The organism is Knoellia sp. LjRoot47 (assembly GCF_964253435.1).
In the GTDB taxonomy this organism is placed as follows: Bacteria; Actinomycetota; Actinomycetes; order Actinomycetales; family Dermatophilaceae; genus Knoellia.
In genome coordinates this window covers 1,468,109-1,492,495 of record NZ_CAXUQS020000001.1, presented here as the reverse complement: position 1 = coordinate 1,492,495, position 24,387 = coordinate 1,468,109, and the positions used below count along the sequence as shown (strand labels likewise).

The 24,387-nt window shown below is 72.6% G+C and carries 21 protein-coding genes and 1 pseudogene; 10 read left to right on the top strand and 12 right to left on the bottom strand.

Annotation, left to right across the window (positions count from 1 at the left end; all coding sequences use genetic code 11):
- Positions 1–33 precede the first annotated feature (33 nt).
- Entirely contained in the window at positions 34–387 is a 354-nt protein-coding gene (locus ACSQ11_RS07250) for a hypothetical protein (protein ID WP_436006808.1), read from the top strand.
- Here the strand turns inward: ACSQ11_RS07250 and hutI are convergent.
- From hutI to ACSQ11_RS07235, 3 genes are read right to left on the bottom strand one after another with little or no spacing between them, the layout of a single operon-like run.
- Positions 347–1,543 (bottom strand): imidazolonepropionase, encoded by a 1,197-nt coding sequence (gene hutI, locus ACSQ11_RS07245; protein WP_436004443.1) that lies wholly within the window; start codon positions 1,541–1,543, stop codon positions 347–349. The two genes, ACSQ11_RS07250 and hutI, sit on opposite strands and share 41 nt — an antisense overlap.
- On the bottom strand, positions 1,540–2,862 hold the full coding sequence (locus ACSQ11_RS07240; protein ID WP_436004441.1) for a formimidoylglutamate deiminase: 1,323 nt from the start codon (positions 2,860–2,862) through the stop codon (positions 1,540–1,542). Before ACSQ11_RS07240 ends, hutI begins: the two co-directional genes overlap by 4 nt.
- Positions 2,859–4,058 carry an allantoate amidohydrolase gene (locus tag ACSQ11_RS07235; RefSeq protein ID WP_436006719.1) on the bottom strand — a complete coding sequence of 400 codons (1,200 nt, stop codon included), beginning with the start codon at positions 4,056–4,058 and terminating at the stop codon, positions 2,859–2,861. The genes ACSQ11_RS07240 and ACSQ11_RS07235 overlap by 4 nt, the downstream gene beginning before the upstream one ends.
- Positions 4,059–4,209: 151 nt before the next feature.
- Between ACSQ11_RS07235 and ACSQ11_RS07230 the strand changes: the two are divergent.
- Positions 4,210–4,709: pseudogene (locus tag ACSQ11_RS07230) on the top strand (aminoacyl-tRNA deacylase).
- Between the two features lie 18 nt (positions 4,710–4,727).
- Here ACSQ11_RS07230 and ACSQ11_RS07225 read toward each other — a convergent pair.
- The gene (locus ACSQ11_RS07225; RefSeq protein ID WP_436004439.1) at positions 4,728–6,797 is read right to left on the bottom strand and encodes an elongation factor G-like protein EF-G2; all 2,070 of its coding nucleotides are present in this window, start codon (positions 6,795–6,797) and stop codon (positions 4,728–4,730) included.
- A gap of 165 nt (positions 6,798–6,962) precedes the next feature.
- Between ACSQ11_RS07225 and ACSQ11_RS07220 the strand changes: the two genes are divergently transcribed.
- Positions 6,963–7,628, top strand: coding sequence for a hypothetical protein (locus tag ACSQ11_RS07220; RefSeq protein WP_436004437.1), 666 nt, complete (start codon positions 6,963–6,965; stop codon positions 7,626–7,628).
- A gap of 101 nt (positions 7,629–7,729) precedes the next feature.
- Here ACSQ11_RS07220 and hutU read toward each other — a convergent pair whose 3' ends face one another.
- Together hutU and hutH are read right to left on the bottom strand one after the other, a co-directional pair.
- Positions 7,730–9,388, bottom strand: a complete 1,659-nt coding sequence (hutU, locus tag ACSQ11_RS07215) for a urocanate hydratase (protein WP_436004435.1) — start codon at positions 9,386–9,388, stop codon at positions 7,730–7,732.
- A gap of 38 nt (positions 9,389–9,426) precedes the next feature.
- Positions 9,427–10,992: a histidine ammonia-lyase gene (hutH, locus tag ACSQ11_RS07210; protein ID WP_436004433.1), complete on the bottom strand. Its 1,566-nt coding sequence runs from the start codon at positions 10,990–10,992 to the stop codon at positions 9,427–9,429.
- A 153-nt stretch (positions 10,993–11,145) separates the two neighbouring features.
- Here hutH and ACSQ11_RS07205 point away from each other — a divergent pair, with 153 nt between their 5' ends.
- Positions 11,146–12,153, top strand: a complete 1,008-nt coding sequence (locus ACSQ11_RS07205; protein ID WP_436004431.1) for a hypothetical protein — start codon at positions 11,146–11,148, stop codon at positions 12,151–12,153.
- On the top strand, positions 12,150–12,692 hold the full coding sequence (locus ACSQ11_RS07200; RefSeq protein WP_436004429.1) for a hypothetical protein: 543 nt from the start codon (positions 12,150–12,152) through the stop codon (positions 12,690–12,692). The genes ACSQ11_RS07205 and ACSQ11_RS07200 overlap by 4 nt, the downstream gene beginning before the upstream one ends.
- Positions 12,693–12,696: 4 nt before the next feature.
- On the opposite strand, the gene ACSQ11_RS07195 is transcribed toward ACSQ11_RS07200, so the two are convergent.
- Complete coding sequence (locus tag ACSQ11_RS07195) at positions 12,697–14,040, bottom strand: D-alanyl-D-alanine carboxypeptidase/D-alanyl-D-alanine-endopeptidase (protein WP_436004427.1); 1,344 nt, start codon at positions 14,038–14,040, stop codon at positions 12,697–12,699.
- Positions 14,041–14,093: 53 nt separating this feature from the next.
- Positions 14,094–15,968 carry an ABC transporter ATP-binding protein gene (locus ACSQ11_RS07190; RefSeq protein WP_436004425.1) on the bottom strand — a complete coding sequence of 625 codons (1,875 nt, stop codon included), beginning with the start codon at positions 15,966–15,968 and terminating at the stop codon, positions 14,094–14,096.
- Between the two features lie 89 nt (positions 15,969–16,057).
- Between ACSQ11_RS07190 and ACSQ11_RS07185 the strand changes: the two genes are divergently transcribed.
- Genes ACSQ11_RS07185 through ACSQ11_RS07175 form a run of 3 tightly spaced genes read left to right on the top strand, consistent with a single transcriptional unit; the run spans position 16,058 to position 17,725 of the window.
- On the top strand, positions 16,058–16,513 hold the full coding sequence (locus ACSQ11_RS07185) for a MarR family winged helix-turn-helix transcriptional regulator (RefSeq protein ID WP_436004423.1): 456 nt from the start codon (positions 16,058–16,060) through the stop codon (positions 16,511–16,513).
- 40 nt (positions 16,514–16,553) lie between these two features.
- Positions 16,554–16,949 carry a VOC family protein gene (locus tag ACSQ11_RS07180; protein WP_436004421.1) on the top strand — a complete coding sequence of 132 codons (396 nt, stop codon included), beginning with the start codon at positions 16,554–16,556 and terminating at the stop codon, positions 16,947–16,949.
- Positions 16,946–17,725 carry an IclR family transcriptional regulator gene (locus ACSQ11_RS07175; RefSeq protein WP_436004419.1) on the top strand — a complete coding sequence of 260 codons (780 nt, stop codon included), beginning with the start codon at positions 16,946–16,948 and terminating at the stop codon, positions 17,723–17,725. Before ACSQ11_RS07180 ends, ACSQ11_RS07175 begins: the two co-directional genes overlap by 4 nt.
- Before the next feature lie 22 nt (positions 17,726–17,747).
- Here the strand turns inward: ACSQ11_RS07175 and ACSQ11_RS07170 are convergent, their stop codons facing one another.
- The 4 genes from ACSQ11_RS07170 to ACSQ11_RS07155 all read right to left on the bottom strand — a co-directional run bounded on the left by ACSQ11_RS07170 (position 17,748) and on the right by ACSQ11_RS07155 (position 22,553).
- Positions 17,748–18,314 (bottom strand): universal stress protein, encoded by a 567-nt coding sequence (locus tag ACSQ11_RS07170; protein WP_436004418.1) that lies wholly within the window; start codon positions 18,312–18,314, stop codon positions 17,748–17,750.
- Positions 18,315–18,324: 10 nt separating this feature from the next.
- A complete protein-coding gene (locus ACSQ11_RS07165) occupies positions 18,325–19,800 on the bottom strand; it encodes an MFS transporter (RefSeq protein WP_436004417.1) in 1,476 nt (491 codons plus the stop codon).
- 112 nt (positions 19,801–19,912) lie between these two features.
- Complete coding sequence (locus ACSQ11_RS07160; protein ID WP_436004415.1) at positions 19,913–20,959, bottom strand: DUF695 domain-containing protein; 1,047 nt, start codon at positions 20,957–20,959, stop codon at positions 19,913–19,915.
- Positions 20,960–21,068: 109 nt separating this feature from the next.
- On the bottom strand, positions 21,069–22,553 hold the full coding sequence (locus tag ACSQ11_RS07155; protein WP_436004413.1) for an alkaline phosphatase PhoX: 1,485 nt from the start codon (positions 22,551–22,553) through the stop codon (positions 21,069–21,071).
- A gap of 71 nt (positions 22,554–22,624) precedes the next feature.
- On the opposite strand from ACSQ11_RS07155, the gene mobA reads away from it, so the two are divergent.
- Together mobA and ACSQ11_RS07145 are read left to right on the top strand one after the other, a co-directional pair.
- A complete protein-coding gene (gene mobA / locus ACSQ11_RS07150) occupies positions 22,625–23,191 on the top strand; it encodes a molybdenum cofactor guanylyltransferase (RefSeq protein ID WP_436004411.1) in 567 nt (188 codons plus the stop codon).
- A gap of 113 nt (positions 23,192–23,304) precedes the next feature.
- Positions 23,305–24,285: an NAD(P)H-quinone oxidoreductase gene (locus tag ACSQ11_RS07145; protein WP_436004409.1), complete on the top strand. Its 981-nt coding sequence runs from the start codon at positions 23,305–23,307 to the stop codon at positions 24,283–24,285.
- Positions 24,286–24,387 lie beyond the last annotated feature (102 nt).

The following is a 24,387-nucleotide window of genomic DNA, read 5'->3' as shown; positions in this document are numbered from 1 at the left end:
ACCCTCCGGAGCGGCGACGGAGCGAGCGGGGCGGTGAGCGAGGCGCCTGCCCAGGGCACGCCGTTCCCCGGGCCTATCGGGCGCCGCCTCTCCACACACCTGGACGAGGTCCTCGGCCTGCTCTCGCGGGCCGGGGTGAGCGAGCCCCGGCTCTACGGGGACGTGGCTGACGGCTGCGAGGGCGTGGGGTCCTGGGTCGTCATTGGTGTGACCATCCCACCGCAGGTGAGCCACAGAGAAGTCCTCGCGGCCTCCGGGCAGATCGGGCTGCTCATCGACGCCACCGTGAGAGTCCTGGCACACAGCCACGTCGTCGACTACGGCTGGGACGGCGACGGGGTTCCCCTCACGGGCGAGGAGAGCCCACCCATCCGTCGCTGCGGGTGACCAGGGTCGAGGCGATCGGGACACCGGCGCGATAGGCGAGGTGCAGGTGGCTCGGCGCGTCGAGCACGGTGAGGTCGGCCGGTCCCCCCACGGTGATGCGGCCGACATCGTCGCGCCGCAACGCCTTCGCCGAACCGCGCGTCGCGGCCCAGACCGCCTCACCCGGCGTCATCCCCATCTCGCGCACGGCGAGGGCGATGACGAACGGCATCGAGCTCGAGTAGCACGTGCCGGGGTTGCAGTCGCTGGCGAGCGCGACGCTCACACCGGCGTCGATCAGGGCGCGAGCGTCGGGGTAGGGCGACCGGGTGGAGAACTCGACGCCGGGCAGCAGGGTGGCGACGGTGGTGTCCGCCGCGTCCACGAGCACCGCGACGTCCGCCGCGGAGAGGAACGTGCAGTGGTCGACGCTGGCAGCGCCGAGCTCGACGGCGATCTGCACCCCGGGCCCGGGACCGAGCTGGTTGCCGTGGACCCGGAGCTCGAGCCCGGCGTTGCGGGCAGCGGTGAGGACGGCGCGTGACTCGTCCTCGGTGAAGGCGTGCGCCGAGTTCGGCTCGCAGAAGACGTCGGCCCACCGGGCGTGCGGCGCACAGGCCTCGAGCATCGGTCCCGTGACGAGCTCGACGTAGGCCGCCCGGTCACCTCGTGCCTCCGGTGGCACGACGTGGGCACCGAGGAAGGTGGTCTCGGTCGTGAACTCCCGGGCGATCCGCAGCGACCGCGCCTCGTCGTCGACGGTGAGGCCGTAGCCACCCTTGATCTCGACGGTGGTCGTGCCCTGGGCGCGCATCTCGACGACGCGGCGACCGACGAGCCCACGCAGCCGGACGTCGTCGGCCGCGCGTGTGGCACCGACGGAGACCCCGATCCCGCCACCGTCATAGCGCTCGCCCGTCATCCGCGCGGCGAACTCGGCGGCGCGGTCACCGTCGAAGACGAGGTGGCTGTGGCTGTCGACGAACCCGGGTAGGACAGCGCGTCCCTCGAGGTCGATCCGGTGGTCGGCGTCGGGGACGTCGGCGGCGTCGCCGACCCACGCAACGTGTCCGTCGTCGACGACGAGTGCGGCGTCGGTCCGCAGCCCGAGCCCCGAGTCGCCGGAGCCGTCACAGGTGACGAGCTCGCCGATCCCGACGACCGCGGTCGCTGTCACTGCCCCACCCGGACGGCCGCGATGGACTCGGCGATGACGTCGTCCACCGGGCCCATCGGGTGGACCCCACCGGACACGATGCGCCGACCCCCGACGACGACATCGGTGACGTCGGCCCCGGTCGCACCGAAGATCACCTGTCCGAGCCCGACCCCGCTCGTGCGCCGGCTGTCGGTCCGGACTGCGACGAGGTCGGCCACGGCCCCGACCGCGATCCGTCCGCCGTCCCAGCCGAGGCTCCGATAGCCCGCGGCGGTGCCCATCTCGAGCAGCGAGGCGACCGGGAAGCGGCCGCGCTCGTGGCTCTTGAGCCGCTCGTGCATCTCGATGCCGCGCATCTCCTCGAACGGGTCGATCACGGCGTGCTGGTCGGAGCCGAGGCTGATCGGCACGTCGCGCTCGGCGAGCTCGCACCCGGGCCCGACGCCGTCGGCGAGGTCGCGCTCGGTCGTGGGGCAGAAGCAGGCTCCGGCACCGGACCGGCCCATGAGGTCGAGGTCGTCCTCGGACAGGTGCGTCGCGTGGACGGCGGTGAACCGCTCGCCGAGCAGCCCGGCGTCGGTGAGGTGCTCGACGGGGCTCGCGCCGTAGGCCATCTGCGTCGCGAGGTTCTCGGCGATCTGCTCGCTGACGTGGGCGTGGACCGGCCGGTCTCCGACGACTTTCGCGAACTCCGCGAGCTGCTCCCCGGTGAGGGCACGCACCGAGTGGGCCGCAGCCCCGATGCGCACGGTGTCGCTCTCCTGCAACGCCTCCACCCGTTCGGCCCAGGCCTGCACCGACCCGTCGGAGAACCGGGTCTGCACCTCGTCGAGAGGCAGGTGGCCGTCGGCACTCAGACCACCCGTGAGGTAGCACGTGTCGAGCAGGGTGAGCCTGATCCCGACCTCGCCCGCCGCGGCGACCAGCGCCTCCCCCATGGCGTTGGGGTCGTCGTAACGACGTCCACCCGGGGCGTGGTGCAGGTAGTGGAACTCGCCGACGACGGTGTAGCCGGCTGCCACCATCTCCACGAACACCCCTCTCGCGAGGGCGAAGTAGGTGTCCGGCGTGAGTCGAGCGGTCACGGCATACATCTGGTCGCGCCACGACCAGAAGTTGCCCCCGTCCGCGTGGGTGCGCCCCCGCAGCATCCGGTGGAAGGCGTGGCTGTGGGCGTTGGCGAGCCCGGGCAGCACGATGCCCCGCAGCCGAACGTCCCCGTCGGCCGGCTTCGCGTCGGCGACGACCTCGGTGATCCGGCCGTCGGCGACGACGACCCGCACGCCCCGGTGGACCTTGTCCGGCAGCTGTGCGTGCTCGCACCAGTAGGCCGTCACGCGTGCGCTCCCGCCAGGTCGGTGAGCACCGTGGTCAACGCGTCGACGCCGGCGAGGCAGTCCTCGGACGTCGCGAACTCCTCCGGGGAGTGAGAGATGCCGGTCGGGTTGCGGACGAAGAGCATCGCCGTGGGGACACCCGCGTTGGCGAGGATGCCCGCGTCGTGTCCCGCACCGGTCCCGATGACGGGTATGCCGCCGAGCCGGGTCGCGATCCGGCGCGCCAGTCCCGGGTCGAAGGGCGTCGAGCCGGTCCACGAGTCCTCGACGACGAGCCCGCCGAACTCGTCGACGACCTCGGTGACGTCGGCGACGACGGCGCGCACCGCGTCCTCGTCGGCCCCGCGGGCGTCGAGCCAGCCGGTCACCTCACTCGGGAGGGCGTTGACGCCACCGGGGGTGACGGCCACCTTGCCGACCGTCGCCACACACCCGTGGGTCTCAGCGGCGCGCCGCGCGGCGATGACGGCGGCGGCGAAGCCGAGCATCGCGTCGTCCCGGTCCTGCAGGCGGGTCGTGCCCGCGTGGTTGGCCTCGCCAAGGGTCCGGATCCGCCACCGTCCGTGCGGCCAGATGTCGCTGCCCACCGCGACCGGGGTGTCGGTGTCGAGCGTGGAGAGATGGCGGCCCTGCTCGACGTGGAGCTCGACGAAGGTGCCGATGCGGCGCACGCTCTCGGCGTCGGGGCCGAGCTCGTGCGGGTCGCGGCCGGAGGCGCTCAGCGCCTCGGCCATCGAGATGCCCTCGCCGTCCGTGAGCGAGCGCGCGCGGTCGGCCGTCATCGCCCCCGTGAGGACGCGCGAGCCGGCGCAGGCGACACCGAAGCGGGCGCCCTCCTCGTCGACGAAGTTGACGACGCCGATGGGCCGCTCGGGCTCGAAGCCGCTGTCCCGCAACGCATCGACCGCGGCCAGCGCCGACACGACACCGAGCGGCCCGTCGAACGCGCCGCCATCGGGTACGGAGTCGAGGTGCGACCCGGTGACGACGCCGGGGCGGCCTGCGGCGAGCGCGGCGTCGGGGTCGCCCCACCACGCCCACTGGTTGCCGACCCGGTCGACGGTGAGGTCGAGCCCGCGGTGCTCGGCCTCGGCGGCGAACCACTCGCGCAGCGTGGCGTCCTCCCGCGTCCAGGCGAAGCGCCGGTAGCCACCGGAGGAGGCGTCACGGCCGATCGGCGTGAGGTCTCGCCACATCGAGCTGAAGGTCACCGCTGCCTCTTCCGTCCTCGTCGTCGGGCCACGACCCCATTCCACACCCCCACGCGGGGGCGGGGCGCGTGACCGCGCCGATTCCCTGTCTCGGATCCGAGACCACGCGACGCGCACCCGCATCTAGAGTCGTGGCATGAGCGATGGCGGCACGGGAACCGGTGAGGTCGAGGGCGCGCGTCGGGCGCGCGAGGCGCTCGAGGCCAGCGGCGTGGAGCACCGGATCGTCGTCGCGACCGAGCGGGCGTCCTCCCTCGCCGAGGCCGCGAGGCAGCGTGGCATCGAGCCGCGCGACATCGTCAAGTCGCTCGTGGTGCGACGTGGATCGGGCGACTACGTCTTCGTCCTCGTGCCCGGCGACCGCGAGATCTCGTGGCCCAAGCTGCGCGCCCACCTCGGCGTCAACCGGCTGTCGATGCCGCCGGCCGACAAGGCGCGCGACGCGACCGATACGAGCGCGGCACGATCACGCCGTTCGGGTCGACGACCGCCTGGCCGGTCATCGCCGACGCCACGGTCCCCGGCCGGACCATCTCGATGGGCGCCGGCGCGCACGGGACGTCCGTGACGCTGGCCGCCGACGACGTGGTGTCCGCACTGGGCGCCGACGTCGTCGACGTCACCGACCCCGCCTGAACCCGTCCGAGCACCCCCTCAGCGACTCCCGGCCACGACGTCCTTGACGAGCTGCGGCGGCAGGTAGTCGTAGCGGGCGAACCTGCGGGTGAACGTCCCGGTACCGTGCGACACCGACCGCAGGTCGATCGGATAGCGCGACAGCTCGAGCGCGGGCACCTCCGCGTGGATCACCGTGCGACCGTCGTGCTGCGACGGCTCGGTGCCGTGGACCTGGCCGCGCCGACCACGCAGGTCGGCGAGCACCGGACCCACCGAGACGTCGGCGACGTCGATGTCGACCGCGTCGATCGGCTCGAGCATCGCCACCGTGGTCTCGTTGGCCACCTGTCGCAGGGCCAGACCGGCCGCGGTCTGGAACGCCATGTCCGAGGAGTCGACCGAGTGCGCCTTGCCGTCGACGAGGGTGACCCGGACGTCGACGGCCGGGTAGCCGGCGAGCACCCCCTTGTCGAGCTGGGCGCGGGCACCCTTCTCGACCGACGCGATGAACTGGCGAGGCACCGCACCGCCGACGACCTTGTCGACGAACTCGATCCCCGAGCCGCGCGGCAGCGGCTCGATCTTCAGCGTGCAGACGGCGTACTGCCCGTGGCCACCGGACTGCTTGACCTGCCGGCCCTGGGCGTCGCAGGGCTCGACGAACGTCTCCCGCAGGGCCGTCCGCAGCGGCTCGGCCTCGACCGCGACGTGGTGACGCTCCTCCAACGACGTCGTCAGCAGCGACACGTGCGCCGGCCCCATGGCCCAGATGACGACCTGGTGCGTCTCGTCGTTGAGGTCGAGTCGCATCACCACGTCCTCGGAGACAAGCGACTGCAGCACCGTCGCGAGCTTGTCCTCGTCGCCCTTGCTCCTGGCGTGGATCGCCACGGGCAGCAACGGTTCGGGGAGCACCCAGGGCTCGACGAGCGCGGGGCGCGACGGCGACGAGAGGGTGTCCGTCGTCTCGGCCGCCCCGAGTCGGGCCACGAGGACGAGGTCACCGGCGACGGCGTGAGACTTGGGTTGCGACTCGTCACCGAGGGGTGCGGCCAGGGCACCCACGCGGTCGAGGTCGGTGTCGTGGTCGCGGTGACCGCCGAGCGCCTCGCCCGCGAACTGCTGGAGGTGGCCCGACACGTGCACCGGGTCGTCCGGGCGCAGCGTCCCCGAGAACACTCGCACGAGGGACTGCCGCCCGACGAAGGGGTCGGTCGTCGTCCGCACCACCTCGGCGACGAGCGGCCCGGAGGGGTCGCAGGACAGCTCGCCGAAGTCGCCCCCGTTGGTGCGGAACACCCGCGGCAGCCTGACGTCGGCGGGTGAGGGAAGGCCGTGCTCCACGAGGTCGAGCACCTCCTCCAGCCCGATCCCGCTGGTGGCGTGGGTCGGCAGGACGGGGAAGAAGCGACCTGTGGCGACGGCCGCGTGCAGGTCCTCGCGCAGCGCAGCGGCGTCGACCTCCTCGCCGTCGAGGTAGCGCTCGAGCAGCGTGTCGTCCTCGGACTCCTCGATGATCGCCTCGACGACCTCGGCGCGCCGGGCCAGCACCTCCTCGGTGGCCTCCTGCCCCGCCGCGAGCAGGTCGACGAGCCCGGTCACGGTCGTGGCGGGACCATCCGGCTGCACCGGCAGTGCCAGCGGTTGCGCGTCGCCGAAGACCCGTCGGCACGTCGCGAGCGTCTCGTCGAAGTCCGCCCGCGCCTGCTCGAGCCGCGTCACGACGACGGCACGCGGCATACCGACCGCTGCGCACTCCCGCCACAGCATCCTCGTCGCCTCGTCCACCCCGTCCGCCCCCGAGACGACGAAGAGGGCGGCATCCGCCGCCCTCAGCCCTGCTCGCACCTCGCCGACGAAGTCGGGGTTGCCCGGTGTGTCGACGAGGTTGACCACCACCTCCCCGCTGGCGAAGCTCGCCGCCACGAGGCCCGTCGAGGACGACCGATCCTCGCCCCTCGGTCGCCGCCCCTCGACCCGCGCCGCGACGAGGTGCTCGAACAGCGTGCTCTTGCCCGCACCCGGCGGACCGACGAGGACGACGTTGCGGATCTGCTGCGGGCTCGTGGGGGCAGGTGCGTCGTCGGCACCCGAGGTGCGGTTCATGACCACACCTTCCTCCCGCCCGCGGGCGCCGCACAAGGGTCGGGGAGCCACGAACCGCGCGTATGCCGGCCCACGCAGAGCGTGGGACCCGCGCCTCCCCCTGACGTGTCCGCGGGCGTACCGTCGACAGGGCGTGACGCAACACACCGCAGCGACGGAGCAGCGATGACAGGACTGACGGGCCAGGTCCGGGACTGGGTCTCGCGCGCGCTCGACGGCTCCGACCCGCGAGCCACCGCGAGGGCGGGGTGGGTCGCGGTCGCGGCCCTCGCCCTCGCCCTCGGGTGGTCCGTCGTCACGCCCGACGGGACGCCGGCCGGTCCAGTCGGCGCACACGGGAGCACGCGAGCAGCAGCCGGCGGCACGGACGAGCGAGCCCCGGCCTGCTGGCCCGAGTCCGGCCGCCCGAGCACCCGCCCGGTCGGCCTCGCGGCGGTGTCGACCGGTCCCGTCGAGCCGGGTGAGGTGGTGGAGTCGACCCGTTGGGGGCAGGCGGGGAGCAACGGCCCCTGGGGCGTCGCCGCTGTCGCCGACTGCACCGTCGTCCGTCTCGACGCCGTGTGGATCGAGCCGAGTGGCCGCAAGCAACGGCACCGGATCGACGGCTCCGGATCGTCCGCCACCGGCGTCGTCGCCAACGGTCTCGACGGTGCGATCGCGATCTACTCCGTCGGTGTCGACGCGGCCGGGCGGCTGGCCGCCCAGCTCCACATCAGCACCGACTGGGGTCGCACGTGGCAGCAACGCGAGGTCCCGAGCTCGGCCGAACCGGACGTGCGCGCCGGCCAGCTCTCCGCCCAGTGGGAGCGCTGGCCGGTCCTCGACGGCTGACCTGCGCACGGCAAACGGAGGAAAGGTTGAGGGTCCGGAGGGACATGTTCCGTCCGGACCCTCAAGGTTCCCTCATGGGGAGTACAAGCTGGGGGCCAGCCTCAGCCCTCGCGCATCGGGATCCGGACGCCCTGCTCGGCAGCGGTCCGGTCGGCGATGTCGTAGCCCGCGTCGACGTGGCGGATGACGCCCATCGCCGGGTCGTTGGTGAGGACGCGCGCGAGCTTCTCGGCAGCGAGTGGGGTGCCGTCGGCGAGCGAGACCTGCCCGGCGTGCAGCGACCGGCCCATGCCGACGCCGCCGCCGTGGTGGATCGAGACCCAGGAGGCACCCGACGAGGTGTTGACGAGCGCGTTGAGCAGCGGCCAGTCGGCGATGGCGTCGGACCCGTCCGCCATCGACTCGGTCTCGCGGTAGGGCGAGGCGACGGACCCCGTGTCGAGGTGGTCGCGGCCGATGACGATCGGCGCGCTCACCTCACCGGTGCGGACCAGCTCGTTGATCGCGAGACCCGCCTTGTCGCGCTCACCCTGACCCAGCCAGCAGATGCGAGCAGGCAGGCCTTGGAACGCGATCCGCTCCTGCGCACCCTTGATCCACGTGTGCAGCCGCTCGTTGTCCGGGAAGAGGTCGAGCACAGCACGGTCGGTCGCCGCGATGTCCTTGGGGTCGCCCGAGAGCGCTGCCCAGCGGAACGGTCCCTTGCCCTCGCAGAACAGGGGACGGATGTAGGCCGGCACGAACCCGGGGAAGTCGAACGCGCGGTCGTAGCCGCCCTGGCGGGCCTCGTCGCGGATCGAGTTGCCGTAGTCGAAGACCTCGGCGCCGCCGTCCTGGAACTCGACCATCGCCTGCACCTGTGCGGCCATCGAGGCGCGCGCCCGGTCGGTGAACTCCTCGGGCTTCTTCTCGGCGTACTCGTGCCACTCCTCGAGCGAGACCCCCTCGGGGAGGTAGGACAGCGGGTCGTGCGCCGACGTCTGGTCGGTGACGATGTCGATCGGCACACCGCGCCGGAGCAGCTCGGGGAAGACCTCCGCCGCGTTGCCGACGACTCCCACGGACCAGCCGCGCTTCGAGTCCTTGGCCGCGAGCGCCTTCTCGACGGCGTCGTCGAGCGACGAGGCGACCTCGTCGAGGTAGCGGTGCTCGACCCGGCGCCGCAGCCGGGACTCGTCGACGTCGACGATGAGGCAGGCGCCGCCGTTCATCGTTACCGCCAGCGGCTGCGCGCCGCCCATGCCACCACAGCCGCCGGTGAGGGTGAGGGTGCCGGCGAGGGTTCCGCCGAAACGCTTCTCCGCCACCGCGGCGAAGGTCTCGTAGGTGCCCTGGACGATGCCCTGCGTGCCGATGTAGATCCACGACCCGGCCGTCATCTGGCCGTACATCGTCAGTCCGAGGTGCTCGAGCCGGCGGAACTCGGGCCAGGTCGCCCAGTCGCCGACGAGGTTGGAGTTGGCGATGAGGACGCGCGGCGCCCACTCGTGCGTCTGCATGACACCGACAGGGCGACCGGACTGCACGAGCATCGTCTCGTCCTGCTTGAGCGTGCTCAGCGTGCGGACCATCGCGTCGAAGCTCTTCCAGTCGCGAGCCGCGCGACCGGTCCCGCCGTAGACGACGAGGTCGTCGGGACGCTCGGCGACCTCGGGGTCGAGGTTGTTCATGAGCATCCGCAGCGGAGCCTCCGTACCCCAGTGGGTGGCGTGGGTCAGGGACGTGCCGCGCGGGGCGCGGACGGGACGAGCACCTTCCATGACGTTCTCCTTCAAGGCGATTCGGTATGCCGTGTGAATCAGTTGAGCCGGCCGGTGACGGCCTCGGCGGCGGTCACCACGGTCCCGTCGAGCACCGCCTCGTAGGCCGCCTCGAGGTCGGGTGCGAGGAAGCGGTCGGGCCCGGGCGCGACGTTGCCGGCCTCGGCGAGGGCGGCGATGACGGCCGCGGAGGCGGGAGCCGGCTGCAGTGGCGCCCGCAGCTGGATGCCGCGAGCCGCGGCGACGAGCTCGATCGCCACGACCCGGGTCAGCGCGTCGACCGAGCGGCGCAGCTTGCGGGCGGCGGACCAGCCCATCGAGACGTGGTCCTCCTGCATCGCGCTGCTCGGGATGGAGTCCACCGATGCAGGCACGGCGAGGCGCTTCATCTCCGAGACCATCGCGGCCTGGGTGTACTGCGCGATCATCAGTCCGGAGTCGACGCCGGGGTCGTCGGCGAGGAAGGGCGGCAGGCCGTTGTTGCGGGCCTTGTCGAGGAACCGGTCGGTGCGGCGCTCCGAGATCGAGGCGAGGTCGGCGGCGACGATCGCAAGGAAGTCAAGGACGTAGGCCACGGGTGCTCCGTGGAAGTTGCCGTTGGACTCGACCCGGCCGTCGAGCGTGACCACCGGGTTGTCGATCGCCGAGGCGAGCTCCCACTCGGCGACGCGCGAGGCGTGGTCGATGGTGTCGCGAGCTCCCCCGGCGACCTGCGGTGCGCACCGCAGCGAGTACGCGTCCTGGACCCGCGTGCACGCCGCGGGGTCGCGGTGCGAGTCGCGGATCGGGCTGTGCGCCAGCACCTTCCGCATGTTCTCGGCCGACCGGGCCTGCCCCGGTTGCGGACGCAGGTCGTGCAGGTCGGCGGCGAAGACGTCGTCGGTGCCGAGCAGCCCCTCGACGCTCATCGCGGCTGAGATGTCCGCGGTGGTCACGAGCTGGCGCAGGTCGGCGATCGCGAGGCAGAGCATGCCGAGCATGCCGTCGGTGCCGTTGATGAGGGCCAAGCCCTCCTTCTCGGCGAGCTCGACCGGCTCGATCCCGGCTGCGGACAGGGCTTCGCCCGCCTCCATGACCTCGCCGTCGTCGTCGCGCACCAGGCCCTCACCCATGAGCGCGAGCGCGCAGTGCGAGAGCGGGGCGAGGTCGCCGGAGCAGCCGAGCGAGCCGTACTCGTGGACGACGGGCGTGATGCCCGCGTTGAGGATGGCGAGGTAGGTCTCGAGTGTCACGGCCCGCACGCCGGTGCGCGCGGTGGCGAGGGTGTTGATGCGCAGCAGCATGAGGGCGCGCACGACCTCGCGCTCGACCTCCGGCCCGGCGCCGGCGGCGTGCGAGCGCACGAGCGAGCGCTGCAGCTGGGCGCGCAGCTCCACGGGGATGTGCCGGGTGGCGAGCGCCCCGAAGCCGGTCGAGACGCCGTAGTGCGCCACCGTGTCCTCGGCCAGGCCCTCGATCGTCGCGCGGGTCGCCCGCACCGACTCGAGCGCCGTAGGGCTCAGCTCGACGGTCGCACCGTGCCGCGCCACTCGGACGACGTCGTCGATGCTCAGCCGACCGCCGCCGACGACGACCGGGTGCTGCTGGGTCTGGGTGTGCGTCATCCCCCAAGCACACCGCAGGTATGCCGTCCGCGACAGGCGCGCACCCGGCATACCGTCTCGGATCCGAGACGCGAAGGATGGTCCCTCGCGAGTCCGGGGCGAGCGTCCCCACCGGGTCTAGCGTGCGAGACACCGACGACCAGGGGAGACGGGATGTTCAAGAAGATCAAGGCCGCGAAGGCCTACCTCGAGCACGGCGACGAGTTCGCCGCCGGACTCGCCCCCGACGATGCGGTGGTCATCGACGCGCCCTCGGACGCGGGTCAGCCGGCCGTCGACGCGGCGCTCGACGGGAAGCACGAGCCCGCCGCCGAGCTGCTCGCAGGCAGTCGGGAGTCACGCGCCTGGGAGGACCGCGACAGCGACGTGCACACCCTCGCCCACCTCACCCTGAGGTCACCGGACTGGCTCGAGTCGTGGGCGGCGGCCGACCCCGAGAACCCCGACCTCGCCGTCGTCGACGCGCGCCGCCGGGTCGAGCTGGCGTGGGAGCAGCGGTCGAACGACGACGCGAGCCAGGTGAGCCGCGAGCAGTTCGAGGCCTTCGGCCGCACGCTCGAGGAGGCGACCGAGCGCATCCGGCAGGCCGTGGCGGGCTCTCCGGGCGACCCCGTGCCGTGGGCGGTGGCGCTGCGGCACTGCCGCGGCACCGAGCACGACCGCACGGTCTTCGACGAGTGCCTGCGCGAGCTCGACGGCGCGGACCCGCACCACTACGGCGCGCGGTGGGAGGCGATGCAGTTCGTGTGCGCGAAGTGGTTCGGGTCGCACGAGGAGATGTACGACTTCGCGCAGGCGAGCGTCGACGCCGCACCACGAGAGGCACGGGTGCAGTCGCTGCTGCTCGACGCCGTGCTCGAGCACCTGGCTGCCGAGCCCTCCGCCCTGACCTCGAACCCGGACCGCGTCGACGAGGCCATCGCCCGGGCGCAGGGCTGGCTCGACGCCAACCCCGACGCCGGCCACCACCTCACGGCCCGGACCCGCGGCACCCTCGCCCGGGTCCTCTTCCACCTCGAGCGCGGTGACGAGGCCTACGAGCAGGTGCGCGCCATGGGCGAGCACGCAGCGGCCTACCCGTGGCGCTACTGGGGCGACGCCCGGGACGAGTTCCTCACCTACCGCTCGCACATCGTCACGATGGCGGCCGGCGCGTCGTGAGCTCGATGGTCCTGCTCGTCCGCGCGAGCGCCGCCGAGCTGCAGCGACCGGTCGTCTGGGCGCGGACCCGGGTGCGGCTCGTCGACAGCGAGCGTCCCGGCTGGTCGCTCGTCGACGTCGGCGAGCCTCACCAGGCAGCGCTCGAGCGCGTGGCCGAGGAGGCCAGCGCGCTCGGCCCGGCACTGCTCGTCGTCGTGGGCGACCTGCGCACCGGCGTGCAGCTCTGGCAGGGCGGACGTCGCACCGCGCGCGTCGGATGGACGTCCGGCGAGGTCAACGACCTGCCGGCCGCGGACGCACGGACCGTCTCGTCACAGCTGGCCTCAGCGCTCGAGGTCGACGCCGCTCCGGTCGCCCGCGTCCTGGGAGAGGCGACGAGCCCCGACCGAGCCCTGCGCGCGCTCATGACGGCGCTCGGCGCACCCCTTCCCGGACAGCTGTCGCGGCACCGGCGCGGGCCCCTGGACTCGGACCGCACCACGGACCTCCGGCGGCGCGGCATCCTCGAGGCCACGGTCGAGGAGACCTGGGGGCACTGACCCCTCAGCCCGGGTTGCACCCGGTCGCCGCGGTCGCGAAGCGCTCGATGGCCAGCCGCGCCCGCGCCGGGTCCGGCGCTCCGTTCTCGATGATCGCGAAGATGCGCTGCTTGCCGTCGACCCCGTACGCCGTCCCCGAGAGCGAGACGACGTCGCTGAGCCACCCCGTCTTGGCCCGGACCTTGCCGCGGGCGCACCGGGTGTCCGCCGTCGCGAAGCGATCCTTGAGGGTCCCGGAGACGCCGGCCGTCGGCATGCCCGACGAGCTGTAGAGGACGTCGCGCACGGTCGGCGTCTGGTGCACACGCCGGAGCAGGCTCGCGAGGTTCTGCGCAGTGAGGCGGTCCGACCGAGAGAGGCCGGAGCCGTCGTAGGTCGCGCTTCCCGTCGTGATGGCCCCGCGGGCGCGGATGGTCGCAAGGGCGTGAGCGTTCGCGGCCGACCACGTCGCACCCTTGCCGTTGAGCCGCGCCGACTGGCGGTGGAGATTCTCCCCGTAGTCGTTGTTGGACGTGTTGATGAGGGTCGCCGCGAGCGAGCGCACGTAGGGAGAGCGGACGCTGGACAGGGTGATCGTCGCCGGTGACGCCGAGGCCCGCGCGGTCGACGACACCCCGATGCCGAGGCGCTTGAGGGCGGCTCCGAAGCCGAGGGCCGCGTCGATGGAGGTGTCCATGACGTCGTGGCCGTCGACGACGAGCGCGCGCACCGGGGCCACGTCGCCGGGGACGTAGCTGGCCTTCCACCCCGTGGCCGACGTGGGTGCCGGGAAGATCGAGTCGTCCACCCGGACCGCGACCGTCTTCACTCCCTTGGCGACGAGGGCCGAACGGGTCGCGCTCGCCAGGGCCCGGACCGAGGTCGCGCTGAGCGCCGGGTCGCCGCCACCGACGATCCAGACGACGCTGTGGGCGGCGTTGGTCCGCACGGTCGTCGTGAACTGTTGGGTGTGCGACATGCTCGACAGCGCGACGAACGCGGTGTCGAGCTTCATGTTCGACGCGGGCAGGAGCGACAGCGTGGAGTTGCGTTGGTAGACGGTCGCGCCGGTGTCCGGGTCGATGACGAGCGCGCTCACCCTGCTGCCCAGCGCCGGGTCGGCGCCGGCGGCGGCCAGCCGCTGCGGGATGGTGCGGGTGTCCGCCGCGCTGAGGACCAGCTGGCCGGGCTCGGGGCCGCGCTGCGTCACCTGCGGCGAGTCGGCCGGCGGCACCGACTCCGGACGGGGCGCCGGGTGGCCCGCCGGACCCTGCGCCGAGGCGGCCCCTCCGCTCGCGACGAGGGCCAGCGCCAGGGCGCAGGCCCCGACGCCGAGCTGGACCGTTCGGGGCGTCCGGCGCGCGTTCATGGCAAGGAGCATGGCACCGATGTGCCGGGGCCGCGCGGCGAGCGGTTCCGGGGTCAGACCGTCGCGTATGCCGTCCGCGCACCCTCTCCCTCGGCCACCGGCGCCCCGGCGAGCGCGGCGTAGCGGCCACCGAGCGTCACCAGCTCCTCGTGGGTGCCACGCTCGACCACGCGGCCGTGGTCGAGGACGGCGATCTCGTCGGCGGACTCGACGGTCGTGAGGCGGTGCGCGATGGTGATCGTCGTCCGGCCCCGGACGAGTTCGTCGAGAGCCTTCTGGACGGCGCGCTCCGTGTCGTTGTCGAGCGCGCTGGTCGCCTCGTCGAGCACGAGCACCTTCGGGTCGCGCAGGATCGTCCGGGCGATGGCGATGCGCTGCTGCTCCCCACCCGAGAACCGGTGTCCGCGAGCGCCGACGACCGTGTCCAGCCCGTCGGGCAGTGACGCCACGAGGTCCGCGACCTGGGCGGCGCCGAGGGCGCGCCACAGGTCGACCTCACCGGCGTCGGGTGCCGCGAGCAGGAGGTTCTCGCGGATCGAGGCGTGCACCAGGTAGGTCTCCTGCGACACCACACCGACGATCCGGGCGAGGACCTCGGGGTCGAGATCGCGCAGGTCGACGCCGTCGACGGTGACCCGCCCCGAGGTCGGGTCGTGCAGCCGGGCCACGAGCGAGGCGAGGGTGGACTTGCCCGACCCGGTGTGGCCGACGAGGGCCAGCGAGCCACCGGCCGGGACCAGAGCGGAGACGGAGTCGACCGCGAGAGGTGCGTCTGCGGCATACGCGAAGGAGACGTCCTCGAGGCGCACCTCGCCGCGCACGGTCCCCGGATCGAGGGCCACGGGTGTGGAGGGGGCGGCGACGTCGGGGACGAGGTCGAGGTACTCGAAGACGCGCGAGAACAGCGCCATCGACGACACCCACTGGGCGCCGACGTTGAGCAGGCCCATGAGCGGCCGGAAGATGCCGGCCTGGAGCGTCGTGAAGGCGATCAGGGTCCCGATGGTCATGCCGCCGGAGGTCGCGGGGAGCCCGGCGACGAGGTAGATGAGCGCGGGGATGGCCGAGAAGATGATCTGCATCGTCGCCATCCGCCAGCGACCGGCGAGCTGGCTGCGCAGCTCGAGGTCGACGAGCTCCTCGGACGTCGTCGCGAAGCGCTCGGCGTGGCGGCGGCCCGCGCCGAGGGTCTTGGACAGGCGCACGCCGGAGACCGACAGGCCCTCCTCGATCTGGACGTTGAGGTCGGCCCGGCGGGCCTGCTGGCGCGCGGTGACCTCGCGGCGGATGAGCGCGACGCGGCGGGTCATCCACACGGCCGGCGGGATGACGAGCAGCGAGAGCAGGGAGAGCCGCCAGGACAGGGCGACCATGGCGACCGACGTGGCGACGGCCGTCGTGAGGTTCGAGGCGATCGAGGTGGCGGTCGTCGTGATGACGCCCTGCATGCCGTTGATGTCGTTGGTGAGCCGCGACTGGACCTCGCCGGCCCGGGTGCGGGTGAAGAAGCCCAGCGACTGCTGCTGCAGGTGGGCGAAGAGGTCGGTCCGCAGGCGGTGCATGACGCGCTGGCCCACGCCGGTGGACATCCACGTCTGCACGACGCCGAGGAGCTGGGTGGTCGCGGCGACGGCGAGCATGCCGCCGACGGCGAGGAGGAGCAGGCGCACGTCCTGCTGCGGGATGGCGACGTCGACGACCTCGCGCACGAGGAACGGCTGCGCCATCGAGATGACCGACGTGGCCACGATGATCGCGGTGACGACGCCGATGGGGCGGCCGAAGCCACGGAAGAGGGCGGTGACCCGTCGCAGCGGGACGGGGGCGATCTCGAGCTGGGCGCGGTCACGCGGGTCGACCTTCATCGGGCCGCCGCCGCGACCGCCGCGAGCGCCGGTCTCGGGGGTGGGGTGTGGGGTGGCTGTCATGCGCACCCTCCTGTCCGTGTCGAGCGAAAGTGTTTGGTGAGGTTGCCTCACAATGAGCCCAACGCAGCGTTCGGCGATAACATTCCCGTATGGCGTCCGCCCCTCACCCTCCGGATGTCTCACCCGAGCCGGCGCTCGGCGAGCTCGTCATGGAGGTGGCGCGAGGTCTGCGGCGGCGGTTCGCGGCGACGCTCGAACCCTGGGGCATCACGCCGCACGAGTCGCGGGCGCTGCGGGTCATCGGCCACCACGAGCCCACCCGGCTCGGCGTCGTCGCCCAGCACCTGCGCATCGCACCGCGCTCGGTCACCGACGTCGTCGACTCCCTCGAGGGGCGGGGCTTCGTCGCCCGCGAGCCCGACCCGAGCGACCGGCGGGCCACTCGCGTCGCGCTCACCGCGCAGGGACGTCGGGTCCTCGACGAGCTCGACACCGCCCGGCGGGCCGACGCCGAGGGCTACTTCGCCGACCTCTCGGACCGCGACCGCGCCACGCTGACCCGCATCCTCGGGAGGCTGCTCGACGACGGTCCGTCGGGTGGATGATGGGCCCCACCACCTCCACCCGTCCGACCGAGGAGCTCCGATGACCCGCGCCATCCACTTCGAGATCCACGCCGCCGACGTCCCCCGCGCGGTCGCGTTCTACACGGCCGTGTTCGGCTGGGAGACCGAGGACTGGAGCGAGTTCGCCGGCATGCCCTACGTCGGGGTGACGACCGGTCCGGAGGACCAGCCGGGCATCAACGGCGCGATCATGCAGCGGCAGGGACCCAACCCCGAGCCCGGCGGTCCCGTCGCGGGGTCGGTCCTCACGATGGGCAGCGACGACTTCGACGCCACCGCTGCCAAGGCCCTGACTGCCGGCGCCACCGTCGCCCTCGAGAAGCACGCCCTGCCCGGCATGGCGTGGCAGGGCTACTTCATCGACACTGAGGGCAACGTCTTCGGCGTGCACCAGCCGGACCCCGACGCCGCGTGACGGTCGCCCCGGCGGCCGGGCACGCCCTCGACGTCCTCGAGCTGCTCGCCCGGCGTGGTGAGCCGCTGCCCGCCGCCACGGTCGCCCGCGAGCTGGGGCTGCCGCGCTCGAGCACCTACCACCTGCTCTCGGTCCTGCGCGAGCGCGGCTACGTCTCCCACCTCGAGGGCGAGCGCCGCTACGGACTGGGCGTCGCGGCATACGAGCTGGGGTCGGCCTACCAGCGCCAGGCGCCCCTGCAGCGGATCGCGCGGGGCACCCTCGACCGGCTCGTCGACGCGACTGGGCACAACGCCCACCTCGCCGTGCTCCACGGGCGCGACGTCCTCTACGTCATCGAGCAGCGTGCACCCCAGGGGCCGCTGCTCGTGTCCGACGTCGGCGTCCGCCTGCCCGCGACCCTCACCGCGACCGGGCTCGCGATGCTCGCGGCGCTGCCCGCGGGGCAGGTCCGCGCCCTCTTCCCCCACGCCGACGCACTCGTCCAGCGCGACGGGCACGGCCCCTCGTCGACGACCGCGCTGCGCTCCCTGCTCCAGTCCGTGCGCGGACGGGGGTATGCCGTGGAGGACGGGCACATCACACGCGGGCTGAAGTCCGTGGCCGTCGCGGTCCTCGACCACAGCGAGCACCCGGTCGCCTCGGTCGCCGTGACCTACCGGGTCGAGTCCGCCGACGCGGCGGAGGAGTCCCGGCTCGTGGCGGCGGTGGCCGCCGCGGCCGACGATCTCTCGGCACGTCTGCGGGGCCAGGCGCGGCCACCTCGCCGCGCCTGACCCCGTTCGTCGACGGCCCGGCTCAGTGGGCCATCGGCGGTCGGTAGCCGGGGCGACCCGCGAGCCCGGCGGAGCGCACCGCGGCCCGGCCGACGACGCGACCGGCCTGCTCCAACGGATTGCTCAGCTGCGAGACCCGCGGCGGCATGACGACCACCGGGCAGCTCGCGGCATAGACGAGACGCTGCGCGAAGAGCGGTGGCCCGGTCAGGCTGCGTGGGGCGTCGATGACGAGGAGGTCGGCCTCCTCGGCGGCGGCCAGCAGGGCCTTGCGCTTGCCGCCGCGCACCGAGCGCACCTCGACGGAGTGCTCCGGCCCCAGGACCGCGGCGACGTCGGCCTCGAGCGCCGCCATCTCGCTGCGCGCGGTGTCGCGCTCGTCGGTGACCCGGGCCGAGGCACCACCGGACATCGAGCCCGGGGGCCCGGTGACCCGCCAGGAGCGGACCGCGACGAGCCGCCCGTGGTTGGCGGCGGCCTGGGCCGCGCCCCACTCGAGCGCGGCCGCCGACTTCGACGTGGCGCTCACACCGACGACGACGGTGTAGGGGCGCCCACCCTCCGGAGGCGTGGGAGTCTGCTCGCTCATCGCCGCCGCCTCAGACCGGGAGGTGGACGGTCTCGTTGCCGTCCTTGTCGTAGCTGCTGAGCGGAGGTGCGATCTCCTCGAGCGACTTGCCCTCGGCATCGACTCCCCAGACCGCGGCGACGGCGGCACCGATGAGCATGATCCCGGACGCGAGGAGGTAGCCCCAGAACATCGGGGTGCGCTCCTCGCCCTCGCCGATGAGGGCGCCGTAGAGGACCGGGCCGAGCGCGCCGAACACCTGGGCGATGGCGAAGAAGTACGAGATCGCCTGGCCACGGGCCTCCTGCGGGAAGATCTCGGACACGGTGAGGTAGCCGGCCGAGGCTCCCGCCGAGGCGAAGAAGAACGCCACGCACCAGAAGATCGTGTGGGTGCCGGCCGAGAGGGAGCCTGCGTTGAAGAGGAACGCCGAGATGGCGAGGACGATGGCGGCGAAGGCGTAGCAGCCGCCGATCATCTTGCGTCGGCCGACGGTGTCGAAGAACGGGCCGAGCAGCAGCGGGCCGAGCAGGTTGCCGATCGCGAACGGGAAGAAGTACGCGGCGGCGCTCGACGGCGTCTTGTCGTAGAAGTTCTGGAGCACGAGCGAGTACGTGAAGAAGATCGCGTTGTAGAGGAAGCTCTGCGTGATCATCAGCGTCGCGCCGAGCACGGTGCGCTTGGGGTAGAGCTTGAAGAAGACGTAGGCGAGCTGCTTGGGCGTGAGGCCCTCGCGCGGCTTGACCCACATGCCGTGCTTCTCCTCGTCGAGCTTCGGCAGCTTCTTGCCGGCGGCCTCGACCTCCTGCTCGATGCGGGAGACGATCTCCTCGGCCTCGTCGCCCTTGCCGTGCGTGACCATCCAGCGCGGGCTCTCGGGGATGTGGCGGCGCAGGTAGATGATCGCCAGACCCAGGATCGGCCCGATGAGGAAGGCGATGCGCCACCCGACGTTCTCGCCGAAGCGCTCGGTGTCGAGCAGGAAGAGGCTGGCGAAGGCGCCGATACCGGCCCCGAACCAGTAGGTGCCGTTGATGGCGAGGTCGACCCGTCCGCGGAACCGGCCGGGGATGAGCTCGTCGACGGCCGAGTTCACCGCGGAGTACTCACCACCGATGCCCATGCCCGCGACGAACCGCAGCGCGAGGAACACGAGCATGTTGGGCGAGAACGCCGCGAGGCCCGAGGCGACGAGGTAGAGCGCCAGCGTCATCGTGAAGAGCTTCTTGCGCCCGAGGGTGTCGGTGAGGCGTCCGAAGAAGAGCGCACCCACGACCTGGCCGACGAGGTAGACCGAGCCGGCGAGACCGACCTGCGCGGCGTTCATGTCGAGCGACTTCTCGAAGCCACCGGCCGCGACGATCTGCACCTCGAGACCGTCGAGGATCCAGGCGGTGCCCAGTCCGACGATGACCATCCAGTGGAACTTCGTCCATGGCATGTCGTGCATCCGGGCAGGGATCAGGCTCCTGACCGGCTTCTCCTGGTCGACCTCTGTTGCTGACATCCCAGCTCCCTCGGACCTGCGTCGCACGTGTCCGGCCGGGTGCCGAACCTCTCGGCACGTTACGCCCGCAGCGCTCTGACGTGCGGATACGCGATGGGGCTATCTGGACGGGTCAGGTCCGGAGGTGGGCGACGCCCTGCCAGCCGGGGTCGGGCTCGTCGGCGACGTCGACCCGACCCTGCTCCCAGCCACCGACGGCGGCGCGCACGACGTCGGCCCCGGGACCCGTCGAGTCGACGTAGGCGTGCAGGGTCCGGACGCCGGCGGAGCTCTCGTGGGCGACGACGCGCCCACCACCGCCCAACCGCCCGGTGAGGTGGTCCTCGAACCGACGCAGCGCGTCGAGCGACCCCTCGCCGGGCAGCCCGTCGTCGGTGAGGTCGGTGTAGGGGACGCGGACGAGGACGTGCCGGTCGAGCTCGGGTGCGGTCGTCGCCGCGAGCGGCACCTGCGCGCTGGCGATGACGCGACCCTGCGGCCCCTGGCCCTGCAGAAGCATCCAGGTCGGCTCCCCCGAGTCGTCCCGGTGCTCGGCGGCGAGCCCGTCGACGAGCGGCGCGAGGCGGTCCAGAGGGAAGGCGTCGAGGGGCGCGTCGACGGCCGAGTCGACCCGGCCGATCCACGTCTCGACGTCGACCTCCCCCAGTGCCTCGTCGAGCGCGAGCATGGTCACCTGCTGGCGGGCCTGCTCGGGCAGGTCCACGAAGCTCGGATGGTGCACCGAGACGTCGAGGTGCGCCCCCTCTCGGCGGGCGCCGACGACGATGTCGGCGAAGGACACGACGTGCGGACCGATTTCGAGGGTCCCCTCGCACGAACCCCGTTGGCGCGCGTCGGCGTACTCCCACGTCGGGTCGTTCGTCGCCGGTGCGGCGCGCAGCCAGCGCCGGGCGACCGCCCGGACGTCCGGGTCGCCCTCGGGTGACACGACGAGCATGTGCTGGGCGTCGCGGCCCGGCCCGAGCTCCCACGCGAGCCGCTCGTCGATGGCCGAGACCCGCTGCGAGATCGGCTCGACCATGTGCGACGGGTCCCGCTCGGCGATGCCCGCGGCCGTGCGTGCCGCCCCGTCGTCGGTCCACCACTGCCAGAACGCGTCGATGGCGCCCTGTTGGCCCTCACCCGTTGGAGCCTGGGCCTTGCGTCGGAAGATCCCCATGCCGCGGATTGTGGCATTTGGCAGCGGTGCCAGGACGAGAACGTGCGCGTATGCCGGTCGGTGGGCGACCGGCATACGCGCACGTCCGTCGTGGGTCGGGGGGGCGGCGTCAGACGCCGATGCGCTCCCACGGTCCCCAGATGGCGAAGGACATGCCCGCGCTCGCCTGGATGTTGACGAAGAGCGTGCGGCCGTCGGGGCTGAACGTCGACCCCGCGAACTCGTCGTCGTAGCGCGGCAGCCCGGTGCGGGCGGACTCGGCGCGGTTGAGCGCGATGTCCCAGAGCTGGCCGCCACGGCTGAGGCCGCGGACGTAGTTGTCCTCGTTGCTGTCCTCGCAGACGACGAGGGTCCCGCGGTCGCTCACCGTGATGTTGTCCGGGAAGTCGAAGGTCTGCTTGCCCGGCGACTGGTAGACGAGCCGCAGCGTCTCGGAGCGGGTGTCGTAGGCCCACACCTGACCGAAACCGTTGCCGTAGCCGTTGATCAGCTCGTTGCCCGTCTCGGGGTCACCGCCGCCCTGGGTCGAGGTGAAGTAGACGACGCCGTTGTCGTAGATCTGCCCCTCGAGCCGCGAGAACCCGGCGGCGCCCTTGGCCCGGCCCTGACCGCTGACGTGCTGGAGCGCGGTGTCGTTGAGCGTCGGCGCGGTCTGCCCCGGCGTGTAGGGGTAGGTGGGGTCCGGGTCGTCGATGTCGACCCACTGCACCTTGTAGGTCGCACCCTTGCGCTGGTTGCCCTCGAGGTGGGCGTTGGGCTGTCCCTTGACGGCGAGCATCTGGAGCCGACCCTCGTTGTCGAGGTGTCCGCTCCTCATCGGGTTGCGCTTCGGGGTGTAGCGGTAGAAGCCCGACGGGAACGCGAAGTTGTCCTCGGTGAGGTAGAGCCGCCCCTCGCGCGGGTCGAACGACACGGCCTCGTGCGGGAAGCGCCCGGCCCGCGTGATCGGCCTCGCCTCCGCCCGTCCCTTCGTCGGCACCTCGAAGACGTAGCCGTGCGGCTTGGTGAGCGGGACGTTGGACGCGCCGGTGAAGTCCGGTCCGACGTCGGGCCCGTTGACCGTCTCCTCGCACGTCACCCAGGCGCCCCACGGCATCTGACCGCCGGAGCAGTTCATCATCGTGCCGCTGATCGCGGTCCATGCCGCCTTGACGTTGCCGCGGCCGTCGACGTCGACGTGCGTGCAGCCACCCCTGGCCATCGGGTCGTAGACGTGGGCACCGGGAGGGCCGAACGCCGGTCCGGGGTTGTTGACCTCGTGGTTGCGGATGAGCGTGACCGTGCCGCGGTCGGGCCCGCGGAAGGCGCCCATGCCGTCGTGGCGGCCGGGCAGCACGGTGCCGTCGTCGAGCGTGATCGGGGTCTCGGTGTCGTGGAAGGACCGGTAGCGGAAGCCCTCGGGCAGGTGCAGCCGCACCTTGCCGTCGCGCTCGTCCGGGACCGCGCGCAGCCCGCGGAACGCCGGCCCGCCGATTGTGCCCACGGGCGCTGCGCCGGCCGGTCCGGCCACCAGTCCCTGGAACGGTCCGGCGAGGGCGGTGGCCCCCGCGGCTACTGCAGCACCCTTGATGACGGTGCGCCTCTCAACTGCCATGGTCTCGACTCCTTTGTCGTGTGGCGATCGGACCAACGTATGCCGGGGGTGCGACGGGCGACAATGGTCACGTGAGTGGGTCCGTGCAGGTCATCGTGCTGGCCGGGGGGTCGTCGCGCCGCTTCGGCTCGGACAAGCTCGCGGCGTCGCTGCCGGACGGTCGCACGGTCCTCGACCACTGCCTCCTCGGTATGCCGTCCGCCTGGGACCTCGTGCTCGTGGGCCCTTCTCGGGAGGTCCCGTCCGCCGTGGCCGACCGCGTGCGGTTCGTCCGGGAATCGCCGATCGGGGGTGGTCCGCTGGCTGCGATCGCCGCTGGGCTGGAGGTCGTCACGGCCGACGTCGTGTGCGTGGCGCCGGGCGACGCGCCCCGAGCGGGCGAGGTGCTGCCGCTGCTGGTCGCCGCCCTCGAGGCCGCGCCGTTGGTTGCGACAGCCGTGCTGAGCGACGGTGAGGGACAGGCGAACCCGGTGCTCGCGGCATACCGGGTCCGCGAGCTGCGTGACGCGATGCCCCCCGAGCCGGCGGGAGTCGCGGCGCGCACGCTGCTGTCACTTCACCACCGCGAGGTCCTCGCACCCTTCGAGGTCCCCGACATCGACACCCCCGAGGACCTGGCGGCCACCCGGCTCGAGTGATGAGTTTCCCGGTTGTCGTGGCCCGGTTGTGTTGTCGGGTGGATCTCGAGGCCCGTCAACGCGGGGTGGCCCCGACAACGGACGCACGCTGTCGCGGTCGTACGTTGGGAGCCATGAAGGCGATCACCATCCCGAAGCCCGGCGGCCCCGAGGCCCTCGTCCTGTCCGACGTCGACACCCCGGAGCCCGCGGCCGGCGAGGTCCGCATCAAGGTCGCCGCCGCGGGCGTCAACCGCGCGGACGTCATGCAGCGGATGGGGTTCTACGACCCGCCGCCCGGCATGACCGAGATCCCCGGGCTCGAGGTGTCGGGCGTCGTCGACGCGGTCGGCGAGGGCGTGGGTGAGTGGGTCGTCGGCGACGAGGTGTGCGCGCTCCTCGTGGGTGGCGGCTACGCCGAGCAGGTGACCGTCCCCGCGGGCCAGGTCCTGCCCGTCCCCCAGGGTGTCGACCTCGTCGACGCCGCCGCCCTGCCCGAGGTCGCGTCGACCGTCTGGTCCAACGTCTTCCTCACCGCCAACCTCCAGCCAGGCGAGACCCTGCTCGTCCACGGCGGCTCCTCGGGCATCGGCACCATGGCGATCCAGCTCGCCCGCGAGGTCGGTGCGCGGGTCGCCGTCACCGCCGGCTCGCAGGACAAGCTCGACGTGTGCCGCGACCTCGGCGCCGACATCCTCGTCAACTACAAGGAGCAGGACTTCGTCGAGGAGCTGAGGAAGGCGACCGACGGGCACGGCGCCGACGTCATCCTCGACAACATGGGCGCGAAGTACCTCCCGCGCAACGTCCAGGCGCTCGCCACGGCCGGCCGCCTCGTCATCATCGGCATGCAGGGCGGCGTCAAGGGCGAGCTCGACATCGGCGCCCTCCTTCGCAAGCGCGGCGCCGTCATCGCCACGTCCCTGCGAGCGCGCCCGGTCGCCGAGAAGTCCACGATCGTCGCCGCCGTCCGCGAGCACGTGTGGCCCCTCGTCGGCGACGGCCGGGTCCGCCCGATCGTCCACTCGCGCCACCCCTTGGCGGAGGCGAGCGCGGCCCACGCCGAGATGGAGGCCTCCACCCACATCGGCAAGATCCTCCTGATCGCGGGCTGACGGGCCAGCCCTGGCACTCCCGACCGGGACACTTGCCAACCGGGTGAATACTCGGTATACATGTGCTGCCCGAGCACGGCATACCGAGTATTCACGCGGAAC

Excerpts from the sequence above, each read along its gene's own strand:
- ACSQ11_RS07235 (WP_436006719.1), bottom strand. The coding sequence starts at position 4,058 with ATGTGGCGAGACCTCACGCCGATCGGCCGTGACGCCTCCTCCGGTGGC.
- ACSQ11_RS07225 (WP_436004439.1), bottom strand. The coding sequence starts at position 6,797 with ATGAACCGCACCTCGGGTGCCGACGACGCACCTGCCCCCACGAGCCCG.
- ACSQ11_RS07220 (WP_436004437.1), top strand. The coding sequence starts at position 6,963 with ATGACAGGACTGACGGGCCAGGTCCGGGACTGGGTCTCGCGCGCGCTC.
- hutU (WP_436004435.1), bottom strand. The coding sequence starts at position 9,388 with ATGGAAGGTGCTCGTCCCGTCCGCGCCCCGCGCGGCACGTCCCTGACC.
- hutH (WP_436004433.1), bottom strand. The coding sequence starts at position 10,992 with ATGACGCACACCCAGACCCAGCAGCACCCGGTCGTCGTCGGCGGCGGT.
- ACSQ11_RS07205 (WP_436004431.1), top strand. The coding sequence starts at position 11,146 with ATGTTCAAGAAGATCAAGGCCGCGAAGGCCTACCTCGAGCACGGCGAC.
- ACSQ11_RS07195 (WP_436004427.1), bottom strand. The coding sequence starts at position 14,040 with ATGAACGCGCGCCGGACGCCCCGAACGGTCCAGCTCGGCGTCGGGGCC.
- ACSQ11_RS07190 (WP_436004425.1), bottom strand. The coding sequence starts at position 15,968 with ATGACAGCCACCCCACACCCCACCCCCGAGACCGGCGCTCGCGGCGGT.
- ACSQ11_RS07185 (WP_436004423.1), top strand. The coding sequence starts at position 16,058 with ATGGCGTCCGCCCCTCACCCTCCGGATGTCTCACCCGAGCCGGCGCTC.
- ACSQ11_RS07180 (WP_436004421.1), top strand. The coding sequence starts at position 16,554 with ATGACCCGCGCCATCCACTTCGAGATCCACGCCGCCGACGTCCCCCGC.
- ACSQ11_RS07170 (WP_436004418.1), bottom strand. The coding sequence starts at position 18,314 with ATGAGCGAGCAGACTCCCACGCCTCCGGAGGGTGGGCGCCCCTACACC.
- ACSQ11_RS07165 (WP_436004417.1), bottom strand. The coding sequence starts at position 19,800 with ATGTCAGCAACAGAGGTCGACCAGGAGAAGCCGGTCAGGAGCCTGATC.
- ACSQ11_RS07160 (WP_436004415.1), bottom strand. The coding sequence starts at position 20,959 with ATGGGGATCTTCCGACGCAAGGCCCAGGCTCCAACGGGTGAGGGCCAA.
- ACSQ11_RS07155 (WP_436004413.1), bottom strand. The coding sequence starts at position 22,553 with ATGGCAGTTGAGAGGCGCACCGTCATCAAGGGTGCTGCAGTAGCCGCG.
- ACSQ11_RS07145 (WP_436004409.1), top strand. The coding sequence starts at position 23,305 with ATGAAGGCGATCACCATCCCGAAGCCCGGCGGCCCCGAGGCCCTCGTC.